The sequence below is a fragment of the Amorphoplanes digitatis genome (assembly GCF_014205335.1).
Taxonomy (GTDB): Bacteria; Actinomycetota; Actinomycetes; order Mycobacteriales; family Micromonosporaceae; genus Actinoplanes; species Actinoplanes digitatus.
Window position 1 is genome coordinate 8,119,019 of the sequence record NZ_JACHNH010000001.1, and the last position, 24,285, is coordinate 8,143,303.

Consider the following 24,285-nt stretch of genomic DNA (forward strand, 5'->3'; position numbering starts at 1 on the left):
GGTTCACCGGCCGCGGCGGCCGCGGCCCTGCGCCGGCTCGAAGCGGAAGTGGATGAACAGCCGGCCCCAGTTGTCGCCGTCCTTCTCCACCCGGTGGTAGAGCTGCTTGATCTCCTTCTGGTCCAGGAAGCGGAGCACCTTCTTCTTGAGGGCTCCCGACCCCTTGCCCGGGATGATCTCGACAAGGGTCGCCTTCTTCTGGATGGCCTCGTCGATGATGCCGCGCAGCGCCCTGTCGATCTCGGTACCGCGGTTGAAGATGTCGTGGAGATCCAGCTTGAGCTTCACGTTCGCGATCCTATGCGCCGTCGTTCTTGCCCAGCCAAGTCTCGGCCCGGCGGACCGCGTCGGTGTAGTCGTCGTGCTGTTTCATCGCGGCCGCCAGGCGCAGGTGCGGCAGTGCCTCGCGGAAGCGCCCCGCCCGCTCCAGGGTCCGGCCGAGGACGTGGTGCGCGTAGTGATCGGACGGGTCATGCTCGATCAGCGCCCGTAGCTGCGCCTCCGCCCTGGTCAGCTGGGCCGAGTTGAAGTAGGCGCGGGCCAGTAGCTGCCGGACCGCGGCGTTGCCGGGCTCCGCCTCGACTATCGGTTCCAGGAGGCGGGCCGCGCCGAGCGGGTCGCCGGACTCGAAGATGAAGGTGGCCCTGCGGTACTCCTCGAGAAGATCCACAAACCCGCTCCCCACGCTCAGCCGGCGACTTGACCAACGCTGGCACAACATCGGCCGTACGGCGAGTGTTCCGCTGCTCCAAGCTTCCCGACAATTCACCGTATTCCGCAAGCCTTGGGACCGGCTATCTCCTCCTGACCAGCAGGGCCGCCAGGCCGCCGCCGAGCAGCATGGTGCCGAGGGCGACGAGCGCGAGCGGGCTCAGGCCGGTCACCAGCTCGCCCGCGCCGTCGCCGGGCAGCACCGTGACGGACGCCCGGCGCGGCGGCGGCACCCCGGACGGCGGGGGCGCGACCATGGCCGGCATGCCGGTGACGAGGTTGCTCACCGTGAGGCCGTCCCGGGTGCGCACCAGCACCGCCACGTCGTACCGCCGGCCGTTCTCGAGGCCGACCAGCTCGCAGCCGTCCGCGGTGGCGACCGCCAGCGTGCACGTCGAGCGGTAGTCGGCCGTCGTCGCCCAGAAGTACAGGAACTCACCGGACCCCATGTCCGCGGGCGGGCGCCAGAAGACCCGCAGGCCGCCGTCGAGCGCACGCACCCGCACGCCCGTCGCGGCCACCGGTGGCCTCGGCAATCCCCGGACCTGCACCGGTACGGAGCGACCCGCCGCAACGGGCGTGCCGAGCCGGCCGTTTGCGCCGGCGCCCCAGCAGTACGCGTACCCGCGGGTGTCGAAGGCGCAGGTGTGCTCGTCGCCGGCGTCGATGTCGCGCAGCGCGGCACTCCGCACGCCGACCGGCGCCGTACGCCGGGCCGCCCCGCCGTTGCCGAGCCGGCCGCCCGCGCCCTCGCCCCAGCACGACGCCCGCCCGGCGCGGTCCAGCCCGCAGGTGTGCTCGCCGCCCGCCGCGATCTCGTCGAACGCGCCGGCGGCGCCGACGGCGACCGGCTCGAACCGCGGCCGGTCCGGCCCGGAGCCGAGCGCCCGGCTGCCCCAGCAGAACGCCCGCCCGTCGGTGTCGACCGCACAGGCCTGCGTCCCGCCGACCGCGATCTCACGGATCTTGCCGCGCAGCGCGCCACGCGCGGGAATGACCGCCGGCTCGTCCCGGTCGCCACGCCCGGCGGGACCCAGCTGCCCGTACGCGTCGGAGCCCCAGCAGTACGCGGCGCCGACCGCGGTCGTGGCGCAGGTGGTGTCCCGCCCGGCGGAGATGCCGACGACCGGGTCGCGCATCCCGGTCCGGGTACTGACCCGCACCGGCAGGGCCGAGCCGGTCACCCCATGCGCGCCGAGCTGGCCGTGCGAGCCGTCGCCCCAGCACCAGGCCACGCCCTCGTCGTCGACGGCACAGGAGTGGCGCGCGCCGGTGGCGATCTCCACCAGGTTCCGGCCGGCCAGGGCCGCGACCTTGGCCGGCGCGTCCCGGTCGGCGTGCCCGCCGTCGCCGAGCTGCCCGGCGGAGCCGTCGCCCCAGCAGTGCGCGGCGCCGCGCAGGTCGATCGCGCAGGTGTGCGCCCTGCCCGCGTCGACACCGACGGCGGCCGGCAGGGCGGGCACCACCTCGCCGACTGCGTGCGCCCGCGGACCGTCGCCGAGCTGCCCCGACGAGTCGTCGCCCCAGCAGTAGAGGCCGCCCAGGCTGGTGATCGCGCAGGAGTGTGCGCCGCCGGCCGCGATGGTCGCGGCGCCCAGGGTCGCGGTCCGTACCGTGTCGGCGCTGATGCCCGGCGGATACGGCGCCTCCGCGGCCGCCGGCCCCGGCAGCAGGACCAGAGCGAGCACGGCGAAGACAGCACCGACCCGGCGTGCTCGCACCCGTTCCTCCCTCAGCCGCCCGGCGCAACGCCGGACATTATGCGGAGTTTTTAGCTTTTAGTCCGATTCCGACACGCCTGACTGCCGGTGACAGAGACGCACAGGTGCTACACAGGAAGCGGAAAGGCGGCGCAAAGCGAGGCCCGCGACAGTTGGGGCATGACGATGGCGAACGCAGAGGTCGGAGCGGAGCTCCGGCGCCCGGACGGCGGGCCGGTCCGGGTCCTCGTGGTCGACGACGAGGCCACGCTGGCCGAGGTCCTCTCGATGGCCCTGCGATACGAGGGCTGGGAGGTGCGCAGCGCCGGCGACGGGCAGACCGCCGTCCGGACCGCCCGCGACTTCCGGCCCGACGCCGTCGTGCTCGACATGATGCTGCCCGACCTCGACGGGCTCGAGGTGCTGCGCCGGCTGCGCGGCGAGACGCCCGACGTGCCGGTGCTCTTCCTGACCGCGAAGGACTCCGTCGAGGACCGGATCATCGGCCTCACCGCCGGCGGCGACGACTACGTCACCAAGCCGTTCAGCCTGGAGGAGGTCGTGGCCCGGCTGCGCGGGCTGATGCGCCGGTCGACCAACTCCGGGATGCGGACGGAGTCGCAGCTCATCGTCGGCGACCTGAGCCTGGACGAGGACAGCCACGAGGTGCGCCGCGGCGGCGACCAGATCACCCTGACCGCGACGGAGTTCGAGCTGCTGCGCTACCTGATGCGCAATCCGCGCCGGGTGCTGAGCAAGGCCCAGATCCTGGACCGGGTGTGGAACTACGACTTCGGCGGCCAGGCGAACGTGGTCGAGCTGTACATCTCCTACCTGCGCAAGAAGGTCGACGCGGGCCGGACTCCCATGATCCACACGATGCGCGGAGCCGGCTATGTCCTCAAGCCCGCCGACTGAGGCCCCGCGGCGGCCCGCAGGCTGGAGTCCCGCGGGCTGGCCCCTGCGCACCCGGCTGATCGCGATCATGGTCGGCCTGCTGGTGCTGCTCGGCCTGGTGGTCGGCGTCACCGCCGAGATCTACCTGCACAAGGCCCTCTACGAGCGCGTCGACGAGCAGCTGCAGGAGGCCGGCCGGCGCGCGCTCGGCGGGCCGAGGCCCGGTGAGCCGGGCCGGAACCGTCCGACCCAGTACTGGCCGAACCAGATCCCGCCGCCCGGCGCGCAGTCCGGCCAGATCTACGTCGGGCTGGTCCCGTCGGACAGCGGCGTGCAGGTGGCCGGCGGCGGCATCGTGCAGTACCGCCAGACCGAGACCGCGAGCGAGACCTCGCAGTGGCAGTTCAACGAGTTCGCCGCGCTGCCGGCCGACGCCGTCGACGAGCTCGCGACGGTACCGCCGGACGGCAACCCGGTCGACGTCGACCTCGGCGGCGACCTCGGCGACTACCGCGCCATCGCCACGGTCCTCGACGACGGCACCCAGGTCGTCACCGCCCTGCCCCTCGAGGAGACCCAGGGCACGCTGCTGAGCATCGCCGTCGTCACCGGGGCGACCGTGCTCGTCACGCTGATCGTCGCCGGCTGGGCGGGCGCGGTGATCATCCGCCGCAACCTCAAGCCGCTGAGCCGGGTCGCCGCGACCGCGACCCGGGTCTCCGAGCTGGAGCTGGACCGGGGCGAGGTGAAGCTCGCCCAGCGGGTACCGGCCGCGGACACCGACCCCCGCACCGAGGTGGGCCAGGTCGGCTCGGCGCTCAACCGGCTGCTCGACCACGTCGGCGACGCGCTGGAGGCCCGGCACGCCAGCGAGACGCAGGTACGCCAGTTCGTCGCCGACGCCAGCCACGAACTGCGCACCCCGCTCGCGGCCATCCGCGGCTACGCCGAGCTGAGCCGCCGCAGCCGCCAGCCCGTACCGGACGAGATCGCCCACGTGCTGCGCCGCGTCGAGTCGCAGGCGCAGCGCATGACCGCGCTGGTCGAGGACCTGCTGCTGCTCGCCCGCCTGGACGCCGGGCGGCCGCTGGCGCACGAGCCGGTCGACCTGACGATGCTGGTGGTCGACGCGGTCAGCGACGCGCACGCGGCCGGCCCCCGGCACGACTGGCGGCTCGACCTGCCGGAGGAGCCGGTGACGATCACCGGCGACGGGCAGCGGCTGCAACAGGTGCTGGCCAACCTGCTTACCAACGCGCGGACACACACGCCGGAGGGCACCCGGGTGACGGTCGGCGTCGGCCGCGACGACCACGCCGCGCTGCTGACCGTGACGGACGAGGGCCCGGGCATCCCGGCGGAGCTGCAGCCGCACATCTTCGAGCGGTTCGCGCGCGGCGACGGTTCGCGCTCACGCGAGGCGGGCAGCACCGGCCTTGGCCTGTCGATCGTGCACGCGGTGGTGACGGCGCACGGCGGGACGGTGTCGGTGCACAGCGCGCCGGGCCGCACGGAGTTCACCGTCCGGCTGCCGGCCACGGCGGTGCCGCAGCACCCGGAGCACCAGTACGCCGGCAGGTAGGCGGTCAGCGGTTCAGGCGCAGGCCGTCCATCAGGACGTCCCGGAGCTCGTTCAGCAGCGCGCCCGCCGCCTCGCCGTCCGTGACGTGCAGCTCCAGCGGCACCGACGCGCTGTCCCGGCCCACGATCACGTCCAGGGCGCGCAGCGCCCGGCCGGCCAGCTCGCTCGTCACGTTCGGGCAGGCCGCCGCCCGCAGCCGGTCGTCGACCCAGGGGCGGCCGGCCGCGCCGGGCAGCCCGGCCGCGATGGCGGCGATGGCCGTCAGCGCCTGAGTCGGCGGGATCTCATCCAGTAGGACGGCCGGTGTCTCCCAGACCCTGAGCACGACCATCGCCACGGCCTGCCGTCGCCGTGCCGGCGGCAGCTCGGCCAGGCCGTCCAGGAGGTACGGCGCGCTCGCGTTGTTCATGCGCTTAATCGCAGCACAGCAAGTTGCGGGTGCACATACCCCGGCTGACGGACACGCACCCGCGCCGATGGGCTAAGCTCTGCGCGTGTCCTTCTGGTATCAGTGGTTTACGAGGCCGGCTCCCGCCGGTGCCTCGGCCATGATCCCATGACCTGAGACACCCCCGTAGGGCCGGCCAAGGCAGCGACAATCGTCGCTGCCTTTCGTTTTTTGCGAATGCCGGCACCACCCGGGCCGCCGGCCCCGGGCACCGGCGGAGGAGAAGAGCCAGCCGTGACCATCCCCGAGGTGCAGCGGGTCAGCGACCAGCGCATCGACACCATCGTGCCGCTGATGAGCCCCGCCCTGCTCCACCACGAGCTGCCGCTGACGCATGAGCTGTCCGCGACCGTGCTGGACAGCCGCCGCCAGGTGGAGGCCGTGCTCGACGGCCGAGATCCGCGCCTGCTCGTCGTCGTCGGGCCGTGCTCGGTGCACGACCCCGTGGCCGCCGCGGAGTACGCGGACCGGCTCAAGGTCGAGGCCGAACGGCTCGCCGACGACCTGCTGATCGTGATGCGGGTCTACTTCGAGAAGCCGCGCTCGACGGTCGGCTGGAAGGGGCTCATCAACGACCCCGGCCTGGACGGCACCGGCGACGTCGGCCGGGGGCTGCGGGTGGCCCGGTCGCTGCTGGTCGAGGTGCTGGGCCGGGGCCTGCCGGTCGGCGTCGAGTTCCTCGACCCGATCACCCCGCAGTACATCGCGGACACCGTGGCCTGGGGCGCGATCGGTGCCCGCACCGTCGAGTCGCAGGTGCACCGCCAGCTCGCCTCCGGCCTGTCCATGCCGATCGGCATGAAGAACCGCCCCGACGGCAGCATCGCCACCGCCATCGACGCGATCAACGCCGCCGCCGTGCCGCACGTCTTCCCCGGCATCGACGTCTCCGGCACCCCGGCGATCATGCACACCACCGGCAACCCGGACTGCCACCTGGTGCTGCGCGGCGGCAAGGGCCCGAACTACAGCGCCGCCGACGTCAACGCGGCGCTCGCGCTGCTGAAGGCCGCCGGCCTGCCCGAACGGGTCATCGTGGACTGTTCGCACGGCAACAGCGAGAAGGACCACCTGCGCCAGCCGATCGTCGCCGACGACGTCGCCGGCCAGCTCGAGGCCGGCCAGCGGGGCATCCGGGGCGTGATGCTGGAGAGCTTCCTCGTACCCGGCCGGCAGGACCTGGGCGGCGAGCTCGCGTACGGGCAGAGCGTCACCGACGCGTGCATGGGCTGGGAGCCGACCGTCGAGGTGCTGAACCGGCTCGCCACGGCCTCGGCGAAGCGCCGCGCCGTCTGAACGGAGTTCACAGGGCGCGCACAGGAACGGCATAAGGGTCCGACAGGCGGGCGGAAGACAGTGACGGGGACAGCTCTTCCGCCTGCCCTAAGGATCCTCGATGACCTCGACGTTGCCCGTACCGCCGATGGTGTCGCCGGTCGAGCCGCCACCGACCGCGCCGCCGGCGGCGGACCCGCCCCGGTCCCGCTGGTCGGCGTTCACCCGCGGCCGCACCGACGACCCGCCGTGGGTGCGGCCCTCGCTGCTGGCCCTGCTGCTGCTCACCGGCGTCCTCTACGTCTGGGGCCTGGGCGCCTCCGGCTGGGGCAACGCGTTCTACTCGGCGGCCGTGCAGGCCGGGTCCGAGAGCTGGAAGGCGTTCTTCTACGGCTCGTCCGACGCGGCCAACTCGATCACCGTCGACAAGACGCCCGCCTCGCTGTGGGTGATGGCGCTGTCCGCCCGGATCTTCGGCGTGAACGCGTGGAGCATCCTCGTACCGCAGGCCCTGATGGGCGTCGCGACGACCGGCCTGCTCTTCGCCACGGTCCGCCGCTGGTACGGCCCGGCGGCCGGCCTGATCGCGGGCGCGGTGTCCGCGCTGACCCCGGTCGCGGTGCTGATGTTCCGGTTCAACAACCCGGACGCGCTGCTGGTGCTGCTGATGGTCGCCGGGGCGTACGCGACAGTGCGGGCCATCGAGCACGGCTCGACGAGGTGGCTGCTGCTTGCCGGCACCCTTGTCGGCTTCGGCTTCCTCACCAAGATGCTCCAGGCGCTGCTTGTCGTGCCGGCGTACGCGCTCGCCTACCTGTTCGCCGGGCCGCCGAAGCTGGGCCGGCGGATCGTGCAGCTGCTGCTCGCCGGCCTCGCGGTCGTGGTCTCCGCCGGCTGGTACATCGCCATCGTCGAGCTGGTGCCCGCCTCCATGCGGCCCTACATCGGCGGCTCGCAGAACAACAGCCTGCTCGAGCTGACCCTGGGCTACAACGGCCTGGGCCGGCTGAACGGCGACGAGACCGGCAGCGTCGGCGGCGGGGGCGGCAACGGCGGCGGCGCCTGGGGTGATCCCAGCCTGCTGCGCATGTTCGACGGCTCGCAGGGCGGTCAGGTCTCCTGGCTGCTGCCGGCCGCGCTGATCCTGCTGGCGGCCGGGCTGGTCCTGACGCTGCGGGCCGCGCGCACCGACCGGCTGCGCGCCGGGCTGATCCTCTGGGGCACCTGGCTCGTCGGCACCGGCCTGGTCTTCAGCCTCATGCAGGGCATCTTCCACGCCTACTACACGGTGGCCCTGGCGCCGGCGATCGGCGCGGTGGCCGGCATGGGCTCGGCGCTGCTCTGGCGCCACCGGCGCAACGTGTTCGCCGCGCTGACCCTGGCGGCGACGATCGCGGTGAGCGCCTGGTGGTCTTACCACCTGCTGGCGCGCAGCGCCGACTTCCTGCCGTGGCTGCGCTGGGTGGTCCTGGTCGGCGGCGTCGCGGCGGCCCTCGGCGTGCTCGCGGCGCTGCGGCTGCCGGCCCGGATCGCGGTGGCGACCGCAGGGCTGGCGCTGGCGGCGGTGCTCGCCGGCCCGGCGGCCTACGCGGTGCAGACGGCGTCCGAGCCGCACACCGGCTCGATCCCGTCGGCCGGACCGGCCGGACAGGGCGGGTTCGGCGGCCGCGGCGGCCCGGGCGGCGGCGGCCCCGGCGGCGGTCGCGGCCAGCGCGGCGGGTTCCCGGGCGGCATGGGCGCCTTCCCCGGCGGGCCCGGCGGCACCGGCACCGCACCCGGCGGCACGGGTACCTTCCCCGGCGGCGCTTTCCCCGGCGGTCAGCAGAACGGCGGCACCGGCACGCCGGGCGGCGGGACGCGCGGCGGCGGGGGCATGGGCGGCCTGCTCAACGCGGCCACCGTCAGCGCCGAGATGAAGGCGCTGCTCGAGGCGGACGCCGACCGGTACACCTGGGTTGCCGCGGCGATCGGCTCGCAGAACGCCTCGGGCTACCAGCTCGCCACCGGCGACCCGGTCATGGCGATCGGCGGCTTCAATGGCAGCGACCCGTCGCCGACGCTGGCGCAGTTCCAGAGGTACGTGGCCGAGGGGAAGATCCACTACTTCATCGGTGGCGGAGGGTTCGGTGGCGGCCGTCCCGGCGGCGGCTCGGGCGGCAGCAACTACAGCTCGCAGATCTCCGAGTGGGTGACCGCGAACTACACCGCGCAGACCGTCGGCGGTGCGACCGTCTACGACCTGACCGCCACCCGATGACACACCCCTCCGACCCGGCGCGGGCGGTCCCCGAACTCGGGGGCCGCCCGCGCGGCGTGCCACAGACTCCAAACGGGACTCACAGGCCAGGCACAGGTTCGCCATATTCCGGGCATAGCACCGCGACCGATCTTCGTGACATGAGCCTTTCCATGCTGCCCTCGCCCGCCGCCGAGCAGGTCCGGACCCTCGCCCCGATGCTCGACGTCGTCGTGCCGGTCTACAACGAGGAGATCGACCTCGAGCCCTGCGTCCGCCGGCTGCACGAGCACCTGCGTACCGCGTTCCCGTACCGGTTCCGGATCACCATCGCGGACAACGCCAGCACCGACTCCACTCAGGAGGTCGCCCGCCGGCTGGCCGGGTCGCTGCCCGGGGTGGTGGCGGTGCACCTGCCGGAGAAGGGCCGGGGCCGGGCGCTCAAGCACGTGTGGACGCACTCCGACGCGGCCGTCCTCGCCTACCTCGACGTGGACCTCTCGACCGACCTCGGCGCGCTGCTTCCGCTGGTCGCGCCGCTGATCTCGGGCCACTCGGACCTGGCGATCGGCTCCCGGCTGGCCCGCGGCTCCCGGGTGGTACGCGGCGCCAAGCGCGAGTTCATCTCCCGCACCTACAACCTGATCCTGCGGGGCACCCTCTCGGCGCGCTTCTCCGACGCGCAGTGCGGCTTCAAGGCGATCCGGGCGGACGTGGCCGAGCGGCTGCTGCCGATGGTGGAGGACACCGGCTGGTTCTTCGACACCGAGCTGCTGGTGCTGGCCGAGCGGACCGGGCTGCGCATCCACGAGGTGCCGGTGGACTGGATCGACGATCCGGACAGCCGGGTCGACATCGTGGCCACCGCGATCGCCGACCTGCGCGGCATCGCCCGGCTCACCCGGGCGCTCGGCAGCGGCCGGCTGCCGGTGGCCGCCCTGCGCCGCCAGCTCGGCCGCAACCCGCTGCCGGTGGCGGGCGTGCCGGCCGGGCTCACCGGGCAGCTACTGCGGTTCGCGGCGGTCGGCGTGGCAAGCACGCTCGCCTACCTGCTGCTCTACGCCCTGCTGCGCAACGGTTTCGGCCCGCAGGCCGCCAACCTGGTGGCGTTGCTGGCCACCGCGGTGGCCAACACCGCGGCCAACCGGCGGCTCACCTTCCGGGTACGCGGCAGCGACGGCGCCTGGCGCCATCAGGCGCAGGGGCTCGTCGTCTTCGCCGTCGGGCTGGGGCTTACCAGCGGCTCGCTCGCCCTGCTGCACCTGGCGAGCGACCCACCGACCATCGTGGAGCTCGGCGTCCTGGTGGTCGCCAACCTGGTCGCCACCGGGGTGCGCTTCCTGCTGATGCGCGGCTGGGTCTTCCGCGCCGCTCCCCCTAGCTTTGATCAGGCGTGAACACAATGCTCCAAAGAGTATGAATTCGGTGACCGACGAGTAACAATGGGCAACGACCGGGACGGCTACATGGTCCCGGTCGACGTGCCTTTCTGTCCGGGCCCGCCGGAGGTGGCGACATGCTCAGCAAGGAAGACAGCCGCAGACTGGCGCAGCTGGAGCGCCAGCTACGCCGGGACGACCCGGAGTTCTGCGCGCGGATGCGAGGCCATGCGCCCGCCCGCCGGCGGGTGCCGGCCTCCCTCGTGCTCGCCGCCTGCGTGGTCTGGGCCGCCGTCCTGGCCCTCGGCGTCCTCGGCTGGTGGGGCGCGGCCGCCGTCGCCGCGGTGTGGGGCGCGGTCCTGCTCGCCGCACTCACCTACCGCTGCCGCCCCAGCCGCCCATCCCCCGGGGGCCTCCCGCCAGCCTGGTGACCGGCCGGGCGGAACGGTCGCGTGCGCTCAGGCGAAGGTGACGGTCGCGTCGGCGACCCCGCGGGCCCGGGCCACCACGGCGGACTCTTCCTCGACCGCCTTGCGGGCCTTGGCGTTCATCGACCCGAACGGCGTCACCGTGAGATCGACGCGCTTTCGACCGGCCATCCTGGCCCGCCACACCCCGGCGATCTCGCCGTCGCTCAACACCACGCCCGGATTTCCCAGCAGCCGCCAGATCTCCTTCTGCCGGGCCCGCTCCGGGACCAGCAGGTCGCGGTCGCGCGCTTGCAGCAGCGCGTCCATCGCGGGAAGCAACCGCACGCCCCGCGCGGGCGCGGCGGCGGCGAGCCCGGCAACCGCGGACGCGGGCAGCCAGGCCCTGCGGCCGTCGACCCGGACCTCGCTCAGGTCGCCCGGCCAGACCTTCTTGATCTCGGCTGCGGTGCTGCCCAGGTATTTCGCCACCTCGGCCGGGGTGGCCGGCCCGAGCAGCCGCAGATAGGTCCCGATCAGGTCCTCGATGCCCTCGTTGCGGTCGGGCCGCGGCGGCGCGTCGCGGATCGGGCCGAGCGTCGCGTCCTTGCCGCGCGACTCGACCTCGACGCCGCCCGCCAGGCCGGAGTGCTGCCACACATTGCCGGCGATGTGCCGGGCGCCGCATGACCGGCAGTCATAGGTCAGCTCGCGCGGCACCAGCGCGCTGACCCGGGTGCTGGCCTCGCCCCGCGGCATCGATGACGTGACGACCTCGCGGAACGCACTCGCGGTCGCCTCGAACGCCTTCAGGCCGAGCTTGACGCCCTCGGGGATCTGGGCGCTGTTGATCCGCGCCGACGCGTCCGCGTCGCTGACCGGCCACAACGCCTTGACCAGCGCACCGAGGTCGCGGCGGCGGTGCAGATGCGGCGCGCCCCGTGCGGCCCAGACCATCAGCAGCCGGTCGTCGGTCAGCTCGGCGCCGGTGCGGGCCGCGAGCGCCACCGCCACCGATCCGGGCGTGTATTCCTGCACGCCCAGGTCGAGCACCGCCAGGTCACCCGGGCGCTGCCGGCCGCGCTCGGCCAGCCCGAGTGCGGCGACCCGATATGCCATCACCTGTCCGCGGTCCACGTCCATGGGAACCACCCTTCACCCGCGACGACCGTAACGCCGGGCTGCGACATTCTTCAGCCGCTCGAGGCGGGTTCCGCCGCCGACCGAGACGAGTTCCCAGGTGTCCAGGCTGCTCGGGCCGTACGGGCCCTCCTGAAGGATGGGCGGCTCGCCGGTGAGCCGATAGCCGCAGCGCCGGGCGACGGCACAGCTCGCCGTGTTCGCCGGGTCGATGCGCAGCAGCAGCCGGCTGAGTTTGAGCTCGCTGCGGGCGTACCCGGAGAGGAGCGAGAGTGATGTCGAGGCGTGCCCGTGCCGGCGATGCGCGGCACCCACGAGGTAGCCCAGCTCGGCCTCCTTGAGGCCGGCGTCGACGCCGAAGAGCAGGACCTCGCCGACCGGACGGCCGCCGGCGATGATCGCGAGCTGGATCCGCTGGCCGCTGGCGCGGCTCTGCCGCGCACGCTTCAGGTACGCGACGCCTGCTTCACGGTCGAACGGGGACGGCATCGGTGTCCATCGTGCGATGTCCGGTTCGTCGAGGAGCTCGACCAGATCGTCGAGGTCCTCGTCCCGCCACTCGCGCAGCTGGATGCCGTCCCCGGTCAGCGCGATGGGGTAAGGCAGGCGGCCGGAGGTCGTCATGCGCCGATCCTGCCCGTAAACACCCGGTTCCGGCCAGCCGGAGTCCTATGAATGCCGTGAATGAAACCTTCAGCCGCGGACCACGATCGGCGCCGTATCCAGCAAAGCCCAGTCGTGGCTTATGTCGGCGGCCGCGTGCAGCAGCAGCGGCAGGTACGCGCCTGTCAACTTATCGACAGACGTCTCCGCCGCGTGCACGGTGACGTTGAGCGCGGCGACCACCCGGCCGTCGCCGTTGCGCACGCCCGCGGCGATGGACCGGATGCCGAGCGCGAGGTCCTGATCCGCCAGGGCCCAGCCCCGGGCGCGGACCTCGCGCAGCGACCGGAGCAGGGACTCGCGGTCGGGCCGCCACCGGGCGTCGACGCCCGAGCGGCCGGGCTCGGCCAGGACCGCGTCCAGCTCGGCGGGCTCCAGCGCGGCGAGCAGCACCTTGCCCATCGAGGTCGCGTGCGCGGGGAAGCGGGTGCCGATCGAGACCGCCAGCGTGACGATCTTCGGTACGGCGACCCGCGCGACGTACACGATGTCGGAGCCGTCGAGCTGCGCCATCGACGAGGACTCGCCGGTCTGCGACACCAGGCGTTCCATGTGCGGCCGAGCGACGTCCCACATGTCCAGGGAGTTGACGTAGGCCATGCCCAGCTCGAGCACCCGGGGTGTCAGCGTGTAGCCGCGCTCGACGGACCGCACGTAGCCCAGCTCGGTCAGGGTGAGCAGGATCCGGCGCACGGTGGGCCGGGCGAGCCCGGTGTCGACGGCGATCTCGCTCAGCGTCGACACCCGGCGGCCCGGCCGGAAACTGCGCAGCACGTCCAGCCCGCGGGCGAGGGCCTCGATGAAGTCCGGACCGCTCTCCCGTGTCATCGAGCCCTCTCTCGTCGCCGTCGCAGCGGCTAATGCTTCCATTGCGCCGAGCCGGCGTCCCACTCGGTGTATGTGTACGGGTTGTCCTGGACCTTCGTCTCCGGAATCTCGGGATTCATGCCGCGGGCCCAGGCCTCCTCGCCCATCTCACCGCGCAGGTATTCGATGGTCCGCCCGACCTGCGCGCGGGCGGCGGCCAGGTCGACGCCGACCAGCTTGTGGTCCCGCTTCACGATCCGGCCGTTGACCAGCACCGTGTCGACGTCGCCGCGCTGCGCCTGGAACGCCACGTGACCGTACGGGTGGAGGATCGGGAACATCACCGGGGAGTCGTCGTTCTTCAGCAGCACCACGTCGGCCTTCTTGCCCGGCTCGAGGCTGCCGACGACGCCGTCGAGGCCGAGCGCCCGGCTGCCGCCGCGGGTGGCCCAGTCGACGACCTGCTCCGCGCGCAGGTGCAGCTGGGTGACGGTCTCGCCGCGGCCGTGCGCCTCCATGTGCTCGCGCGAACGGTCCGCGCCGAGCGTGGTGCGCATCGCGGAGAACAGGTCGCCGCTCCACCACACGCTGGTGTCCATCGAGAGCGAGACCGGGATGTCGTGGTCGCGCAGGATCCAGGTGGGCGGGTAGCCCTGCCCGGCGCTCTGCTCGCTCTCGGTGGCGACCGAGACCGAGCCGCCGGTTGCGGCGATCCGGTGGTACGAATCGTGGTTCAGCGTCGCCGAGTGCACGTACACGGTCTGCGGGGTCATGAAGCCGTTCTCGTGCATGAGCCGGATGCCGTCGTCGTTCGTCGCGCCCCAGACGCCCGCGTGCGTGGTGACCCCGACGCCCAGCTCGCGGGCCACCTCGAAGGCCGCCCGCTCCGGGAATGCGGGGTCGCCGGTGACGTCGAACGCCATCTGGAAGCCGAGCATGTCGTCGCCGGGGGTGATCCGCCGGCTGACGAAGTCGCGGAACTCCGGGCTGGCCGACCACTCCCACGGGCCCTGCTGGATGTTCCCGTACGCGAGCACGAACCGGCCCGGCACCGCCTGGAGCGCGTCGACGGCCGCGTCGGCGTGCTGCGGCGTTTGCAGGCCGTGCGACCAGTCGACCGTGGTGGTGACCCCGGCGTCGATGGCCTCGATCGCGGCGAGCAGGTTGCCGGCGTGGATGTCCTCCGGGCGGAACAGCTTGCCGGACTCCAGGTAGTACCAGACGAAGTACTGGGTAAGTGTCCAGTCGGCGCCGTAGCCGCGCATCGCGGTCTGCCACATGTGCCGATGGGTGTCGATCATGCCGGGCATCAGGATGCCGCCGGACGCGTCGATCACCGTGGCGCCCTCTGGCGCGGCGAGGCCGGCGCCGACCTCGGCGATGCGCTCGCCGACGACGAGCACGTCGGCATCCGGCAGCACGGTGTGCCGGTCGTCCATGGTCAGCACGGTGCCGTTGCGGAACAGCACACTGTCACTCATCTCACCGTCAACTCCCTTCGAAGCCGGACGGACAGACGTCCGCCAGGCGGTCACCATCTCGCGGCAAGTGTGTTGCGGCTCACTGACGAAGTCAAGGACGCGACCTGCGTAAGAGCGGTTGACAGCAAATACGCCCCGGTCAAGACTGGCGAATATGCGGACGGTCGTCCGCCTGACGGCCACATCCTCGAAAGGCGGCACATGGGACCACTCAGCGGACTGCTCGTCGCGGACTTCTCCCGGATCCTCGCGGGGCCGTACGCGACGATGCTGCTCGCCGACCTCGGCGCCCAGGTGATCAAGGTCGAGGGCCCGGCCGGCGACGACACCCGCACCTGGATGCCCCCGGTGCGCGACGGCGTCTCGACCTACTACCTGGGCATCAATCGCAACAAGCGCTCGATCGCGCTCGACTTCCGCAAGGACGAGGACCTCGACGTGGCCCGGCGGCTGGCCGCCCGGGCGGACGTGATGATCGAGAATTTCCGGCCCGGCGGGCTGAAGCGCTTCGGGCTCGACTACGACACCGTCGCGGCGGCGAACGAGCGGATCGTCTACGCGTCGATAAGCGGCTTCGGCACCGGCGCCGGCGCCGGATACCCCGGCTACGACCTCATGATCCAGGCGATCTCCGGCCTGATGAGCCTGACCGGCGACGCCGACGGCCCGCCGTACCGGGCGGGGATCTCCGTCTTCGACGTGATGGCGGGCATGCACGCCGACATCGGCATCCTGGCCGCACTGCACCACCGCGACGCCACCGGAAACGGCCAGCACGTCGAGGTCAATCTGCTCTCGTCCGCGCTGTCCGGGCTGGTCAACCACTCCAGCGGGTACGTCGCCGGCGGAAACGTCGGCTACCGGATGGGCAACGCGCACCCCAGCCTGTTCCCGTACGAGCCGCTGCCGACCGCCGACGGCGAGCTGATCGTCATCGCCGGCAACGACGGGCAGTTCCGCCGGCTCTGCCAGGTGCTCGACCTGCCCGACCTGCCGGACGACCCGCGGTTCGGGCGCAACCAGGACCGCACGGCCAACCGCGAGGCGCTGCGCCCGATCCTGGTCGAGCGGCTCGCGCGGCGCACCAAGGACGAATGGTTCCGCGACCTGCTCGCGGCCGGCGTGCCCTGCGCGCCGATCAACACGATCGACGGCGGGGTCGCGCTCGCCGAGGAGCTGGGCCTGGACCCGGTGGTCACGGTCGGCGGAATCCCCGGGGTCCGCAACCCGATCACCTTCTCCGGTACGCCGGCGGGCTACGAACTGCCGCCGCCCGGCCTCGACGAGCACGGTGAGGAGATCCGCGAGTGGCTGACGAAGGACTGAGGTTCCCGACCGCGATCGGCACCTCCGACGAGAATCAGATCCGGCTGCTCGGCCAGGACCTCGCCGCGGACCTGATGGGCCGGGTCGGCTTCGGCGAGCTGGCGTTCTGGCTGGTGGCCCGGCGCCGGCCGACGCCGGGCGAGGTCCGCGTCTTCGAGACCGTGCTGGTCGCGCTCGCCGATCACGGCTTCACGCCGACCGCGATCGCGGCCCGGCTCACCTATCTGAGCGCGCCCGAGTCGTTGCAGGGCGCGCTCGCCGCGGGCCTGCTGGGCGGCGGCTCCCGCTTCCTCGGCGTGACAGAGGACTGCGCGCGTTTCCTGGCCGACGCGCTCGCGAACGGCGTACCCGCCGATGACGCCGGCTTCGACGCGCTCGCGCTCGAGGCGGTGACCGCGGCCCACGCCGGAAAGAGGTTCGTGCCCGGCCTCGGGCACCCCGTACACAAGCGGCAGGACCCCCGGACACCGGTGCTGATCCGCATCGCCGAGGAGGAGGGCCTGCGCGGCCCGCACCTGCGCCTGTTCGAGGCCGTCGGCCGGGTACACCCGCGGGTGCTCGGCCGCACGCTGCCGTTGAACGGCGCCGGGGTCTGCGGCGCGGCGCTGGCCGACCTGGGCCTGCCCGTCGACATGCTGCGCGGTTTCGCCCTGCTCGCCCGCGCCGCCGGGCTGCTCGGCCACCTCGCCGAGGAGCGCCGCGACCCGATCGGCATGGACGTCTACCTGACCGTCGACCGCAACGCCGTCTACGAGGACTAGGAAGGAGCCGCCATGGCCACGATCGCCGCGGTGATCGCCTCCACCCACCACCCCTTCTACTACCGCGCCAGCACCGCGACCGGCGAGGACCGCCCGCCCTTCGCCGACGAGTGGGTCCGCAAGATCACCGCGTTCCGGCAGACGCTGACCGCGGCCCGGCCGGACGTGCTCGTCATGGTCGGCTCCGACCACTTCCACCAGCTCTGGCTGGACAACATGCCGCAGTTCCTCGTCGGCAAGGCGCCGTTCTACGACGCCAACTGGTACAACGAGGAGCGCGAGTTCGGCCTGCCGAAGATGCTGCTCAAGGGCCAGGAGGACCTGTCGGCGCACATCCTGCGCGCCGGCCTCGACTCCGGTTTCGACCTGGCGTTCAGCAACGAACTGCGGATCGACCACAGCGTCACCTGCCCGATCATCACGCTGCGGCCCGAGGCCGACCTTCCGATCGTGCCGATCTATACGAACATCTTCGCGCCGCCGCTGCCGCGGCCGAAGCGCTTCGTCCAGCTCGGACAGGCCATCCGCGAGATCGTCGAGTCCTGGCCCAGCCACCTGCGCGTCGCGATCGTCGGCACCGGCCACCTGTCGCTCGAGCTCGGCGGGCCACGCCAGTTCGGCCCGCACGGACCCGACCCCGAGTTCGACGCCAAGGCCGTCGAGTGGATCGCCACCGGCGACATCGAGCGGTGCCTGGCCGAGGTGACCCTCGACAGCCTGCACTCCCCCGGCAACGCCACCCACGGCTTCATGGACTTCATGCTGATGATGGGCGTGGCCGGCGCCGGCCGCAAAGCCGACCACGTCGACAGCCTCGACCTCTTCCACACCATGGAGGCCTACTTCACCTGGTACCCGAACGGGGTGCCGGCATGAGCAGGTATCTGGTGGACAAGTTCCTCTACACGGTCGACCGGGATCCCGACCTGGTCGAGCGCTACCGGGCGGAGCCCCGTGGGACCGTGCTGTGGTGGGAGGCCGAGCGCGCGAACTCCGTGCTCAACTGCCACGGCGGCGAGGCCAGCACCTGGCTGCGCTTCACCGACGACGAGCGCGAAGCCCTCGCCACGCACGACCACGTCGCGCTCTTCGCACTCGGCGCGCACCCGTTCCTCACGCTGACCCTGTTCATCGCGATGTTCGAACGCGACCACGGCCCGCTGGAGTATCAGAAGGCGTTCGGCGCACGCCTCGCGCACTTCTCGATGCCCTACCCCGACATCGCCACCTGATGCGCGCCGCCCTGTTGACCGAATGCGGCGCCGCCCCGGCGATCGGCGACCGCGCGAGGCCCGTGCCGGCGGACGACGAGATTCTGGTACGCGTCACCGCGGCCTCGATCACCCCGCTCGACCGGCTGTGCGCGTCCGGCACCTCGTACTTCGGCACGCCGGCCACCCCGTACGTGCCGGGTGTTCAGGGTGTCGGGCTGCGCGAGGACGGGACCGCGGTGTGGTTCCCGACCGGCGCGGGCATGCGCCCGGGCGACGGCAGCATGGCCGAGTACTCGGCCGTGCGGGCCGCCGACACCGTCGAGCTGCCGACGGGCGCCGACCACGCGCTGGTGGCGGCGCTCGGCCTCTCGGCGGTCGCCGCGCAGATGGCCCTGACCTGGCGCGGCGAGCTGCGACCGGGTGAGCGGGTGCTCGTGCTCGGCGCCGGCGGCGTCGTCGGACAGTCCGCGGTGCGACTCGCCCTGCTCGCCGGCGCCGACCGGGTCGTGGCGGCCGCCCGTTCCGGCCCGGCCCAGCGGCGCGCGGCCCGCGCGGGCGCGACTGTGGTCGTACCCCTGGAGGAGAATGCCGAGGTCGCCTGGCTGGCCGCACGGATGCGGGCCGCGGCGGACGGCCCGGTGGATCTTGTTCTCGATCCCCTCTTCGGGGTTCCGGCGGCGGCCGCGCTGCGGACACTGCGGCCCGGCGGCCGGCTGGTCAACCTCGGCGACGCCGCCGGCGCGACCGCGCCGATGGACTCGGCGACGCTGCGCGGCGGCTCGCTGCGGGTGCTCGGCTACACGAACAACGAACTGACCCCCGCGCAACGCTCCAAGGCACTCACCCTGGTCGCCGCGCACGCGGCGGCCGGGCGGCTGAAGGTCGACTTCGAGACGGTACGCATGGAGGACGTCGCCGCGGCCTGGCACCGCACGGACTGCCGAATGGTGCTGATTCCGTAAGGCCGCAACGCCTGTGGAGATCCTGTGGAAAACCGGCCGCCCGGGGCGCCGCCGCCCCGGGCGGCCCAGGTTTCCGTAGCAGCTCAGCCCGGAACGGCTCTGGATTCCGTAGCAGCTCAGCCCGCAACGGCTCAGGTTTCCGTAGCGGCTGGCGCGATCGCGCGGTTCCGCGGCGGTTCAGCCGTGACGGCTGGCGTTGCGGGGCGGTTCGGGCGCGACGGCGAACGGGTCGCGCAGGCGCGTCATCGCCTCGGCGCTGCTGTCGGCCAGCTCAGCCTCGGGCTCGGGCACGACAGCGTCGGCCGGGGCGAGGAACAGGGCGGGATCGTGCTGGTCGGTAGATTTCATTCACCGGTCCGATGATCTGTGTGTTGGGGCAGCTACGAGGGCGATTCTTCGAGTTCGTTCAGGTCGAGGTGCAGCGTGGCCAGCAGTCCGCTGAAGAGGAACGTGTCGACTTCGTCGGGAAGCTCCCGATCGACCCAATCGGCCCGGACGTTCTGGCCGCGTTCCCGAAGCTTTGCGATGATGACGCTCTTCTGGACGATCATGTCTGGGCCCGTCAAGAGAAAATGGCATGAGGCCGGAGAAACCAAAAAGCGCCGGACGGGAACGGTTACCCATCAGGCGCGGTGACGTCAACGGATTCAGAACTGGAACCCACGGTAGCACGAAATGAATCCCCAGCCCGGGCACGGCCATCGTCGCCGACGGGAGGGCGTGCACAACCGGTGTACGCTGACCCACGAGTCGCCAGGCGGGCTCACCGGTCGCGCGAAAGCCGCAGGTTCTGCGGCGAGTACGGCGGCGAACCGATGATCAGCTGCTCGCACCGAGGCGTACGACTCGACGACGCGCGGTCTCCGGCGACCTGGCGGCTTGCAAACTGTGCATTTTCTGCCCCACCGTCCACAACGGCGTGTCCCGTCACTCCCGCTGCGTGATGAACTCGGGCTGGTCGAGCACCCGGAGCCAGGTGCCGTCCGGCTGGCGGCGTACCACCTGGGCGCGGGCACCGGAGCCGTCCTTCGGCGGGGTCGACGTGAGCGCCAGGTCGCCGCTGATCAGGGTCGGCAGCGGCTCCTCCGGTTCGAAGGCCGGCATATGCGGCAGCGCCTGCTCCCACAGCCGGCGAATGGCGTCCCGGCCGACCGTCTGCCGGCCAGGCGGGTACGCCATCACCGCATCTGGTTCATAGAGCAGCGCGATCCCCTCGGCGTCGCCGGCGTTGGCGCGCTCGACGAAGAGGCGGGTCAGATCCTCGGGCCTGGCGGCCTTCTCGCGATCGGTCATGATGCCAGCCTTACCCCGCGCGAGTGACAAGTCCAACAGATGGTTGTTGTGATAGCTATGATCAGCGCTCATGGATCTGCGGCAGCTCGAATACTTCGTGGCGGTGGCCGAGGAGGCCAATTTCACCAGGGCGGCAGACCGCGTGCACATCACCCAGTCGGGCGTCAGCGCACAGATCCGCCAGTTCGAACGGGAACTCGGCGCCGACCTGTTCGACCGCTCCGCCCGCATGGTCCGCCTCACCCCCGCCGGCGCCGCGGCCCTGCCGCACGCCCGCGCCGCGCTGGCCGCCGCGCAGGCCATCCGCCACGCCTGCGACGAGGTGAACGGCCTGGTCCGCGGCCGCCTGAAACTCGGAATGATCACCGGCTGCAACGTCACCCCGCTGTTCGACGCCCTCGCCACGTTCCACCGCCGCTACCCGCGCATCGAGATCGCACTGGCCGAGGACAACTCCGACGTACTTGTCGAGAGCGTCCGGGCGGGCGCCTGCGACATCGCGCTGGTCGGATCGGCGGGCGGCCCGCCGGACGGGCTCCGTTCCCTGACCATCCTCAGCGAGGGCCTGGTTGCGGCGGTGCCACCGGAACACCCCCTGGCCGAGCACGAGAGCGTGCCGCTGCGCCGGCTCTCCGCGTACCCGTTGATCTGCCTGCCGGTGGGAACCGGAATCCGCAGCGTGCTCGACCAGGCCTGCACGGCCGCCGGCATGCGGCCCGCGGTGGCGCTACAGGCGACCGCGCCGGGCGCGGTCGCCGACCTGGCCGCCCGCGGTCTCGGCGTGGCCATCCTCAGCGCCTCGATGGCCGCCGACCACGACGGCCTGCGCGCGGTGCCGATCGAGGGGGTCGAGATCCCCGCGCTGCTCGCCCTCGTGTGGCGCAAGGAGGAGAACACGGTACTGCGCGCACTGCTCCCACACTGCCGCCACGCATTCGGCCTCGCCTAATGCACTAGCCGCCGCCACCCGCCCGGCCTCGACCGGATGCACCAGCCGCCGCCACCCGCCCGGCCTCGACCGGATGCACTGGCTGCCGCCCCCGCTCAGGCCCGGCCGCACTCGCTGCCGCCGCGTGCTCCGGCCCGGCCGACCATGCAGCCGCCGTCGCGCGCTCGGGCTCGGCCGGGTGGGCTAGTTGCCGGCGCAGGCGGTTTCGGCCTGTTCGCTCCAGGGGGTGCCGTCGAAGGCGGCCTTGGGCCGGGCGGTCCGGGAGTGCTCGTCCAGGGTCTGCACGGAGAGGGTGACGGGTATCCGGCCCAGCGGCAGCCCTCGGAGGCAGTCGACCTGCACATCGACGTCGGCCTGCGCGGTCACGCCGGGAGCGACCCACCGCTGCTTCTCCACCCCGCGCACGGTGACCCCCGGCCGGCCGGCGCTCAGATTCCGGATGTTGACCGGCGCCGGACCGACATTGACCAGGGTGACCCGCCGCGCGAGCGTGACGCTGGCGACCCGGCCGTGCAGGACGATGCTGCCACTGTCGACCATCTCCCTGGCGTCGGCGAAGAGCAGCACGGAGACCTCACCGTCGCGGGCCGCGGAGTGCCGGCGAAGGTTCCACCCGTATGTGACAGCGCCACCGATCACGACACCGACGATCAGCGCGGCCACGATGAAGGTCTGCGGCGCCCGCCTCTCCGGCCCACCGTGCACGGCCGGCCGGTCGAGATCGATCACGCTCATGCTTTGCCCTCGCCCTGGCTCTGATAGGGGAACGGACAATCCAGAAAACGTACGTCACCCCACCTCGGTTGCGGGCCAACCCCAACGCTCTCCACCGATCGTGGTCCCGCCGAACGACGACTACCGCTCCTCAGCGATCCAGACCCGCCCGATCGCGACATATTCGGCATCGGCACGGTCCACCACAAGAATCGTTTCTCCCGTACGCCGGGTACGGGGCGTCGGGTGGTCGACACCGAGCACGTGGATGAATTTCCCGCTGACCTCGTCGCGTAGGCGCGGGATGCCGACGAAGTCCCCGTTCCGGGTCGACCCGACGGCGATGAGCCCACCGCGAGCAGCTATGTCGAAGACCTCGTTGACGTGGAACTGAACTGCGGTCATGGCGGGCGGTTCCTATACCGTTCGAGGGCTGGTATCTCGCTGTCGTATGCCTGATCTTCCAGCTCGTTCAGCGGCCGTTGCAGGTGTTCCCCGGCGCGTTGCTGCCGGACGTGGGTGTGCTCGTGGGCGATGGTAGCGGCCAGCGTTTCGTCGTCCGCGAAGCTGGCCGGGCCGAGACGGATCTGCGCGCCGTTGAGTTCGGAAGGCGTATAGGCGCCGGCGTCCATGTGGTCGAGATAGCGGATCTCTTCCGCATCGCTGATGATCACGACATCGACATCGCGGAGGTCGATGTCCATCCGGCCGGCGATCTCATTCACGTTGTCGAGGGTCATCGGGGTGCCCGGGCCGTTGTCGAGAACGTCCCGGTTGCTGCGCGCCGGGCTCTTACTGAAGAAGTACGGGCCAGACGGGATGTCCGGCGCACCGGTCGTCGGGTCGGAGCGGCTGAGTCGTCTCAGTGCTTGTTTGAGTGCGTCCAGTACGGCGGTGAGGTCGTCGAGTTTGCCGTTGAGTCGGCGCAGGCTGTTGAGCAGGGCTCGGATGAAGCTTTGGATTTTGTTGGCCCATTTGGCGACCAGGATGGCGACCTGGCTGGCGACGACTGGGGTGGCGATGCCGAGGGTGAGGCCTTCTGCGGCCAGCCATTGCGGGAGCCGAGCGGCGAGGGTTGCCACGAATTGGGCGATCAGGTCGCGGACTATGCCGCGGACCAGGCCGACCAGTAGGCCGGCGCCTTCGACGGCGTAGGAGATGGCCTGGGTTGCGGTGGCGATACCGCCGATGGCGTCGAGTTGCCCGGCGGCGTGGCCGCGGTAGGCGTCCCCGGATGCGCTGGTCCAGCCGCCGGTCTGGGCGCGGACGGCGTCCGCGTATTGCTGGTGGGTGCTGGTGGTGTGGGCGGAGACGTTGGCCCAGGTGGCGGCGTGGGCGGCGATTTCGTCGGGGTTGCCGGCGAGCCAGTCGAGGGCGTCCTTGAGTGGTTGGACGTGTTCGATCAGCCAGCTGACGCCCCAGGCGACCAGGGTGCCGAGGGGGTCGATGGCCGTGGCGAGGATGTCGAGGCTGCCGCCGACTCCGCCCAGGGTGGTGTCGACCCAGCTGTTGTCGTGGATGCCGTCGCAGATCTGAGTGGCGTCCTCGACCAGGCCGAGCCCGGCGTACCAGGTTGTTGAGCTGTGCGCTTGGGCGACCAGCGGGTTGTCGCTCACAGCGGCAGGTTCAGGCCCGGGCCGGCAGAGTCGTCGAGGCGTCGGACGCTGCCGGCGTCGGCGGCTTCCATGGATGCCGCGGTCGCGCGTAGTTTCAGCGCCGTCTCGCCCAGGGCGTCGACGGCGTCGTTGATGACCTCGAGGGTGTGACCGAACAGTGGGCTCAGCAGGCCTGGTAGGAACTGGCAGAGCTGCCCGTAGGCCTGGCTGTCCATGGTGACCTCGCGTACGGCGGACTTCGCCTGCGCCATCCGGTCGGATGCCTCGCTCACCGCGGCGGCGTGTTGCAGTACTGCCGCGGCCGGGAATTCGATGCCGCCGCTCACCGGTCGTCCTGCTCTTGTTGCGCCGGGAATCTGGACTCGAACGATTGCAGGACGGCCCGGCCGGTCTCGGTGTCCTCACCAACTGTTGCCCGTACCTGCTCGGCGACCTGGCCCGACAGCGCGGCCTGGGCACGCTGGATCACCGACATGATCTCTTCGGCGAGGCGCGGACCGGTCAACTCGCGCACCCGATCGTCGAGATCGAGGCGCTCCACCTGCCCGGCCGAACCGACCGTCACCCGGATCGCACCGTCACGGCCCTGCGCCGAGCCGGTCAGCGCCGCTACCCGCCGGGAAAGCTCGACGCTGCGCTGGGCCTGTGCGTTCACTTGCCCGGCCCAGGAATCCAGCCACTCCTCGGCGGCATCGATGTCATTCACCGGGACTCACCTCCGTCG

At 72.0% G+C, this 24,285-nt stretch carries 28 protein-coding genes; 12 read left to right on the forward strand and 16 right to left on the reverse strand.

Features of this window, described 5'->3' with window-relative positions:
- Window positions 1-3 precede the first annotated feature (3 nt).
- The 3 genes from BJ971_RS35945 to BJ971_RS35955 form a co-directional block, all read right to left on the reverse strand.
- Window positions 4-288, reverse strand: coding sequence for a Smr/MutS family protein (locus BJ971_RS35945; RefSeq protein WP_184997757.1), 285 nt, complete (start codon window positions 286-288; stop codon window positions 4-6).
- Window positions 289-298: 10 nt separating this feature from the next.
- A complete protein-coding gene (locus tag BJ971_RS35950; RefSeq protein ID WP_184997758.1) occupies window positions 299-670 on the reverse strand; it encodes a tetratricopeptide repeat protein in 372 nt (123 codons plus the stop codon).
- A gap of 124 nt (window positions 671-794) precedes the next feature.
- Window positions 795-2,432 (reverse strand): hypothetical protein, encoded by a 1,638-nt coding sequence (locus BJ971_RS35955; RefSeq protein ID WP_184997759.1) that lies wholly within the window; start codon window positions 2,430-2,432, stop codon window positions 795-797.
- Between the two features lie 159 nt (window positions 2,433-2,591).
- On the opposite strand from BJ971_RS35955, the gene BJ971_RS35960 reads away from it, so the two are divergent.
- Both BJ971_RS35960 and BJ971_RS35965 read left to right on the forward strand, forming a co-directional pair.
- On the forward strand, window positions 2,592-3,329 hold the full coding sequence (locus BJ971_RS35960) for a response regulator transcription factor (RefSeq protein ID WP_184997760.1): 738 nt from the start codon (window positions 2,592-2,594) through the stop codon (window positions 3,327-3,329).
- Entirely contained in the window at window positions 3,307-4,890 is a 1,584-nt protein-coding gene (locus BJ971_RS35965) for a sensor histidine kinase (RefSeq protein ID WP_184997761.1), read from the forward strand. Before BJ971_RS35960 ends, BJ971_RS35965 begins: the two co-directional genes overlap by 23 nt.
- A gap of 4 nt (window positions 4,891-4,894) precedes the next feature.
- Here the strand turns inward: BJ971_RS35965 and BJ971_RS35970 are convergent, their stop codons facing one another.
- Entirely contained in the window at window positions 4,895-5,299 is a 405-nt protein-coding gene (locus BJ971_RS35970; protein WP_184997762.1) for a hypothetical protein, read from the reverse strand.
- Window positions 5,300-5,515: 216 nt separating this feature from the next.
- Here BJ971_RS35970 and BJ971_RS35975 point away from each other — a divergent pair, with 216 nt between their 5' ends.
- From BJ971_RS35975 to BJ971_RS35990, 4 genes are all read left to right on the forward strand, one after another.
- Window positions 5,516-6,634 carry a 3-deoxy-7-phosphoheptulonate synthase gene (locus tag BJ971_RS35975; protein ID WP_184997763.1) on the forward strand — a complete coding sequence of 373 codons (1,119 nt, stop codon included), beginning with the start codon at window positions 5,516-5,518 and terminating at the stop codon, window positions 6,632-6,634.
- Between the two features lie 100 nt (window positions 6,635-6,734).
- A complete protein-coding gene (locus BJ971_RS35980; protein ID WP_184997764.1) occupies window positions 6,735-8,870 on the forward strand; it encodes an ArnT family glycosyltransferase in 2,136 nt (711 codons plus the stop codon).
- 140 nt (window positions 8,871-9,010) lie between these two features.
- The gene (locus BJ971_RS35985) at window positions 9,011-10,246 is read left to right on the forward strand and encodes a bifunctional glycosyltransferase family 2/GtrA family protein (protein WP_184997765.1); all 1,236 of its coding nucleotides are present in this window, start codon (window positions 9,011-9,013) and stop codon (window positions 10,244-10,246) included.
- Window positions 10,247-10,365: 119 nt separating this feature from the next.
- Window positions 10,366-10,659, forward strand: a complete 294-nt coding sequence (locus BJ971_RS35990; RefSeq protein WP_184997766.1) for a DUF3040 domain-containing protein — start codon at window positions 10,366-10,368, stop codon at window positions 10,657-10,659.
- A 27-nt stretch (window positions 10,660-10,686) separates the two neighbouring features.
- Here BJ971_RS35990 and BJ971_RS35995 read toward each other — a convergent pair whose 3' ends face one another.
- The 4 genes from BJ971_RS35995 to BJ971_RS36010 all read right to left on the reverse strand — a co-directional run bounded on the left by BJ971_RS35995 (window position 10,687) and on the right by BJ971_RS36010 (window position 14,726).
- Window positions 10,687-11,778 carry a DNA glycosylase AlkZ-like family protein gene (locus BJ971_RS35995; RefSeq protein WP_239087633.1) on the reverse strand — a complete coding sequence of 364 codons (1,092 nt, stop codon included), beginning with the start codon at window positions 11,776-11,778 and terminating at the stop codon, window positions 10,687-10,689.
- A 12-nt stretch (window positions 11,779-11,790) separates the two neighbouring features.
- Entirely contained in the window at window positions 11,791-12,399 is a 609-nt protein-coding gene (locus BJ971_RS36000) for a GNAT family N-acetyltransferase (RefSeq protein WP_184997767.1), read from the reverse strand.
- A 69-nt stretch (window positions 12,400-12,468) separates the two neighbouring features.
- Window positions 12,469-13,266 carry an IclR family transcriptional regulator domain-containing protein gene (locus BJ971_RS36005; RefSeq protein WP_184997768.1) on the reverse strand — a complete coding sequence of 266 codons (798 nt, stop codon included), beginning with the start codon at window positions 13,264-13,266 and terminating at the stop codon, window positions 12,469-12,471.
- A gap of 29 nt (window positions 13,267-13,295) precedes the next feature.
- A complete protein-coding gene (locus BJ971_RS36010) occupies window positions 13,296-14,726 on the reverse strand; it encodes an amidohydrolase family protein (RefSeq protein ID WP_184997769.1) in 1,431 nt (476 codons plus the stop codon).
- Between the two features lie 201 nt (window positions 14,727-14,927).
- Here BJ971_RS36010 and BJ971_RS36015 point away from each other — a divergent pair, with 201 nt between their 5' ends.
- The 5 genes from BJ971_RS36015 to BJ971_RS36035 are packed head-to-tail and all read left to right on the forward strand — an operon-like array spanning window position 14,928 to window position 18,989.
- Window positions 14,928-16,052: a CaiB/BaiF CoA transferase family protein gene (locus tag BJ971_RS36015; protein ID WP_184997770.1), complete on the forward strand. Its 1,125-nt coding sequence runs from the start codon at window positions 14,928-14,930 to the stop codon at window positions 16,050-16,052.
- A complete protein-coding gene (locus tag BJ971_RS36020) occupies window positions 16,034-16,813 on the forward strand; it encodes a citryl-CoA lyase (RefSeq protein ID WP_184997771.1) in 780 nt (259 codons plus the stop codon). The genes BJ971_RS36015 and BJ971_RS36020 overlap by 19 nt, the downstream gene beginning before the upstream one ends.
- Before the next feature lie 12 nt (window positions 16,814-16,825).
- The gene (locus BJ971_RS36025) at window positions 16,826-17,689 is read left to right on the forward strand and encodes a DODA-type extradiol aromatic ring-opening family dioxygenase (RefSeq protein ID WP_184997772.1); all 864 of its coding nucleotides are present in this window, start codon (window positions 16,826-16,828) and stop codon (window positions 17,687-17,689) included.
- Complete coding sequence (locus BJ971_RS36030; protein ID WP_184997773.1) at window positions 17,686-18,045, forward strand: hypothetical protein; 360 nt, start codon at window positions 17,686-17,688, stop codon at window positions 18,043-18,045. Before BJ971_RS36025 ends, BJ971_RS36030 begins: the two co-directional genes overlap by 4 nt.
- The gene (locus BJ971_RS36035) at window positions 18,045-18,989 is read left to right on the forward strand and encodes a quinone oxidoreductase family protein (RefSeq protein WP_184997774.1); all 945 of its coding nucleotides are present in this window, start codon (window positions 18,045-18,047) and stop codon (window positions 18,987-18,989) included. Before BJ971_RS36030 ends, BJ971_RS36035 begins: the two co-directional genes overlap by 1 nt.
- 177 nt (window positions 18,990-19,166) lie before the next feature.
- On the opposite strand, the gene BJ971_RS36040 is transcribed toward BJ971_RS36035, so the two are convergent.
- From BJ971_RS36040 to BJ971_RS36050, 3 genes are all read right to left on the reverse strand, one after another.
- Window positions 19,167-19,337, reverse strand: a complete 171-nt coding sequence (locus BJ971_RS36040; RefSeq protein ID WP_184997775.1) for a hypothetical protein — start codon at window positions 19,335-19,337, stop codon at window positions 19,167-19,169.
- Window positions 19,338-19,369: 32 nt separating this feature from the next.
- Window positions 19,370-19,540: a hypothetical protein gene (locus BJ971_RS36045; protein ID WP_184997776.1), complete on the reverse strand. Its 171-nt coding sequence runs from the start codon at window positions 19,538-19,540 to the stop codon at window positions 19,370-19,372.
- A gap of 376 nt (window positions 19,541-19,916) precedes the next feature.
- Entirely contained in the window at window positions 19,917-20,282 is a 366-nt protein-coding gene (locus tag BJ971_RS36050) for a YybH family protein (protein ID WP_184997777.1), read from the reverse strand.
- 70 nt (window positions 20,283-20,352) lie between these two features.
- Between BJ971_RS36050 and BJ971_RS36055 the strand changes: the two genes are divergently transcribed.
- Window positions 20,353-21,231 carry a LysR family transcriptional regulator gene (locus BJ971_RS36055; protein WP_184997778.1) on the forward strand — a complete coding sequence of 293 codons (879 nt, stop codon included), beginning with the start codon at window positions 20,353-20,355 and terminating at the stop codon, window positions 21,229-21,231.
- Between the two features lie 183 nt (window positions 21,232-21,414).
- Here the strand turns inward: BJ971_RS36055 and BJ971_RS36060 are convergent, their stop codons facing one another.
- The 5 genes from BJ971_RS36060 to BJ971_RS36080 all read right to left on the reverse strand — a co-directional run bounded on the left by BJ971_RS36060 (window position 21,415) and on the right by BJ971_RS36080 (window position 24,267).
- Window positions 21,415-21,966 carry a hypothetical protein gene (locus BJ971_RS36060; protein ID WP_184997779.1) on the reverse strand — a complete coding sequence of 184 codons (552 nt, stop codon included), beginning with the start codon at window positions 21,964-21,966 and terminating at the stop codon, window positions 21,415-21,417.
- A gap of 120 nt (window positions 21,967-22,086) precedes the next feature.
- Window positions 22,087-22,350 (reverse strand): hypothetical protein, encoded by a 264-nt coding sequence (locus BJ971_RS36065; protein WP_184997780.1) that lies wholly within the window; start codon window positions 22,348-22,350, stop codon window positions 22,087-22,089.
- Window positions 22,347-23,561, reverse strand: coding sequence for an eCIS core domain-containing protein (locus BJ971_RS42400; protein ID WP_184997781.1), 1,215 nt, complete (start codon window positions 23,559-23,561; stop codon window positions 22,347-22,349). The genes BJ971_RS36065 and BJ971_RS42400 overlap by 4 nt, the downstream gene beginning before the upstream one ends.
- Entirely contained in the window at window positions 23,558-23,887 is a 330-nt protein-coding gene (locus BJ971_RS36075) for a hypothetical protein (protein WP_184997782.1), read from the reverse strand. Before BJ971_RS36075 ends, BJ971_RS42400 begins: the two co-directional genes overlap by 4 nt.
- Window positions 23,884-24,267 carry a YbaB/EbfC family nucleoid-associated protein gene (locus BJ971_RS36080; protein WP_184997783.1) on the reverse strand — a complete coding sequence of 128 codons (384 nt, stop codon included), beginning with the start codon at window positions 24,265-24,267 and terminating at the stop codon, window positions 23,884-23,886. The genes BJ971_RS36075 and BJ971_RS36080 overlap by 4 nt, the downstream gene beginning before the upstream one ends.
- Window positions 24,268-24,285 lie beyond the last annotated feature (18 nt).

Excerpts from the sequence above, each read along its gene's own strand:
- BJ971_RS35960 (WP_184997760.1), top strand. The coding sequence starts at position 2,592 with ATGACGATGGCGAACGCAGAGGTCGGAGCGGAGCTCCGGCGCCCGGAC.
- BJ971_RS35965 (WP_184997761.1), top strand. The coding sequence starts at position 3,307 with ATGTCCTCAAGCCCGCCGACTGAGGCCCCGCGGCGGCCCGCAGGCTGG.
- BJ971_RS35970 (WP_184997762.1), bottom strand. The coding sequence starts at position 5,299 with ATGAACAACGCGAGCGCGCCGTACCTCCTGGACGGCCTGGCCGAGCTG.
- BJ971_RS35975 (WP_184997763.1), top strand. The coding sequence starts at position 5,516 with ATGCCGGCACCACCCGGGCCGCCGGCCCCGGGCACCGGCGGAGGAGAA.
- BJ971_RS35980 (WP_184997764.1), top strand. The coding sequence starts at position 6,735 with ATGACCTCGACGTTGCCCGTACCGCCGATGGTGTCGCCGGTCGAGCCG.
- BJ971_RS35985 (WP_184997765.1), top strand. The coding sequence starts at position 9,011 with ATGAGCCTTTCCATGCTGCCCTCGCCCGCCGCCGAGCAGGTCCGGACC.
- BJ971_RS35990 (WP_184997766.1), top strand. The coding sequence starts at position 10,366 with ATGCTCAGCAAGGAAGACAGCCGCAGACTGGCGCAGCTGGAGCGCCAG.
- BJ971_RS35995 (WP_239087633.1), bottom strand. The coding sequence starts at position 11,778 with ATGGACGTGGACCGCGGACAGGTGATGGCATATCGGGTCGCCGCACTC.
- BJ971_RS36000 (WP_184997767.1), bottom strand. The coding sequence starts at position 12,399 with ATGACGACCTCCGGCCGCCTGCCTTACCCCATCGCGCTGACCGGGGAC.
- BJ971_RS36005 (WP_184997768.1), bottom strand. The coding sequence starts at position 13,266 with ATGACACGGGAGAGCGGTCCGGACTTCATCGAGGCCCTCGCCCGCGGG.
- BJ971_RS36010 (WP_184997769.1), bottom strand. The coding sequence starts at position 14,726 with ATGAGTGACAGTGTGCTGTTCCGCAACGGCACCGTGCTGACCATGGAC.
- BJ971_RS36015 (WP_184997770.1), top strand. The coding sequence starts at position 14,928 with ATGGGACCACTCAGCGGACTGCTCGTCGCGGACTTCTCCCGGATCCTC.
- BJ971_RS36025 (WP_184997772.1), top strand. The coding sequence starts at position 16,826 with ATGGCCACGATCGCCGCGGTGATCGCCTCCACCCACCACCCCTTCTAC.
- BJ971_RS36030 (WP_184997773.1), top strand. The coding sequence starts at position 17,686 with ATGAGCAGGTATCTGGTGGACAAGTTCCTCTACACGGTCGACCGGGAT.
- BJ971_RS36035 (WP_184997774.1), top strand. The coding sequence starts at position 18,045 with ATGCGCGCCGCCCTGTTGACCGAATGCGGCGCCGCCCCGGCGATCGGC.
- BJ971_RS36040 (WP_184997775.1), bottom strand. The coding sequence starts at position 19,337 with ATGAAATCTACCGACCAGCACGATCCCGCCCTGTTCCTCGCCCCGGCC.
- BJ971_RS36045 (WP_184997776.1), bottom strand. The coding sequence starts at position 19,540 with ATGATCGTCCAGAAGAGCGTCATCATCGCAAAGCTTCGGGAACGCGGC.
- BJ971_RS36050 (WP_184997777.1), bottom strand. The coding sequence starts at position 20,282 with ATGACCGATCGCGAGAAGGCCGCCAGGCCCGAGGATCTGACCCGCCTC.
- BJ971_RS36055 (WP_184997778.1), top strand. The coding sequence starts at position 20,353 with ATGGATCTGCGGCAGCTCGAATACTTCGTGGCGGTGGCCGAGGAGGCC.
- BJ971_RS36060 (WP_184997779.1), bottom strand. The coding sequence starts at position 21,966 with ATGAGCGTGATCGATCTCGACCGGCCGGCCGTGCACGGTGGGCCGGAG.
- BJ971_RS36065 (WP_184997780.1), bottom strand. The coding sequence starts at position 22,350 with ATGACCGCAGTTCAGTTCCACGTCAACGAGGTCTTCGACATAGCTGCT.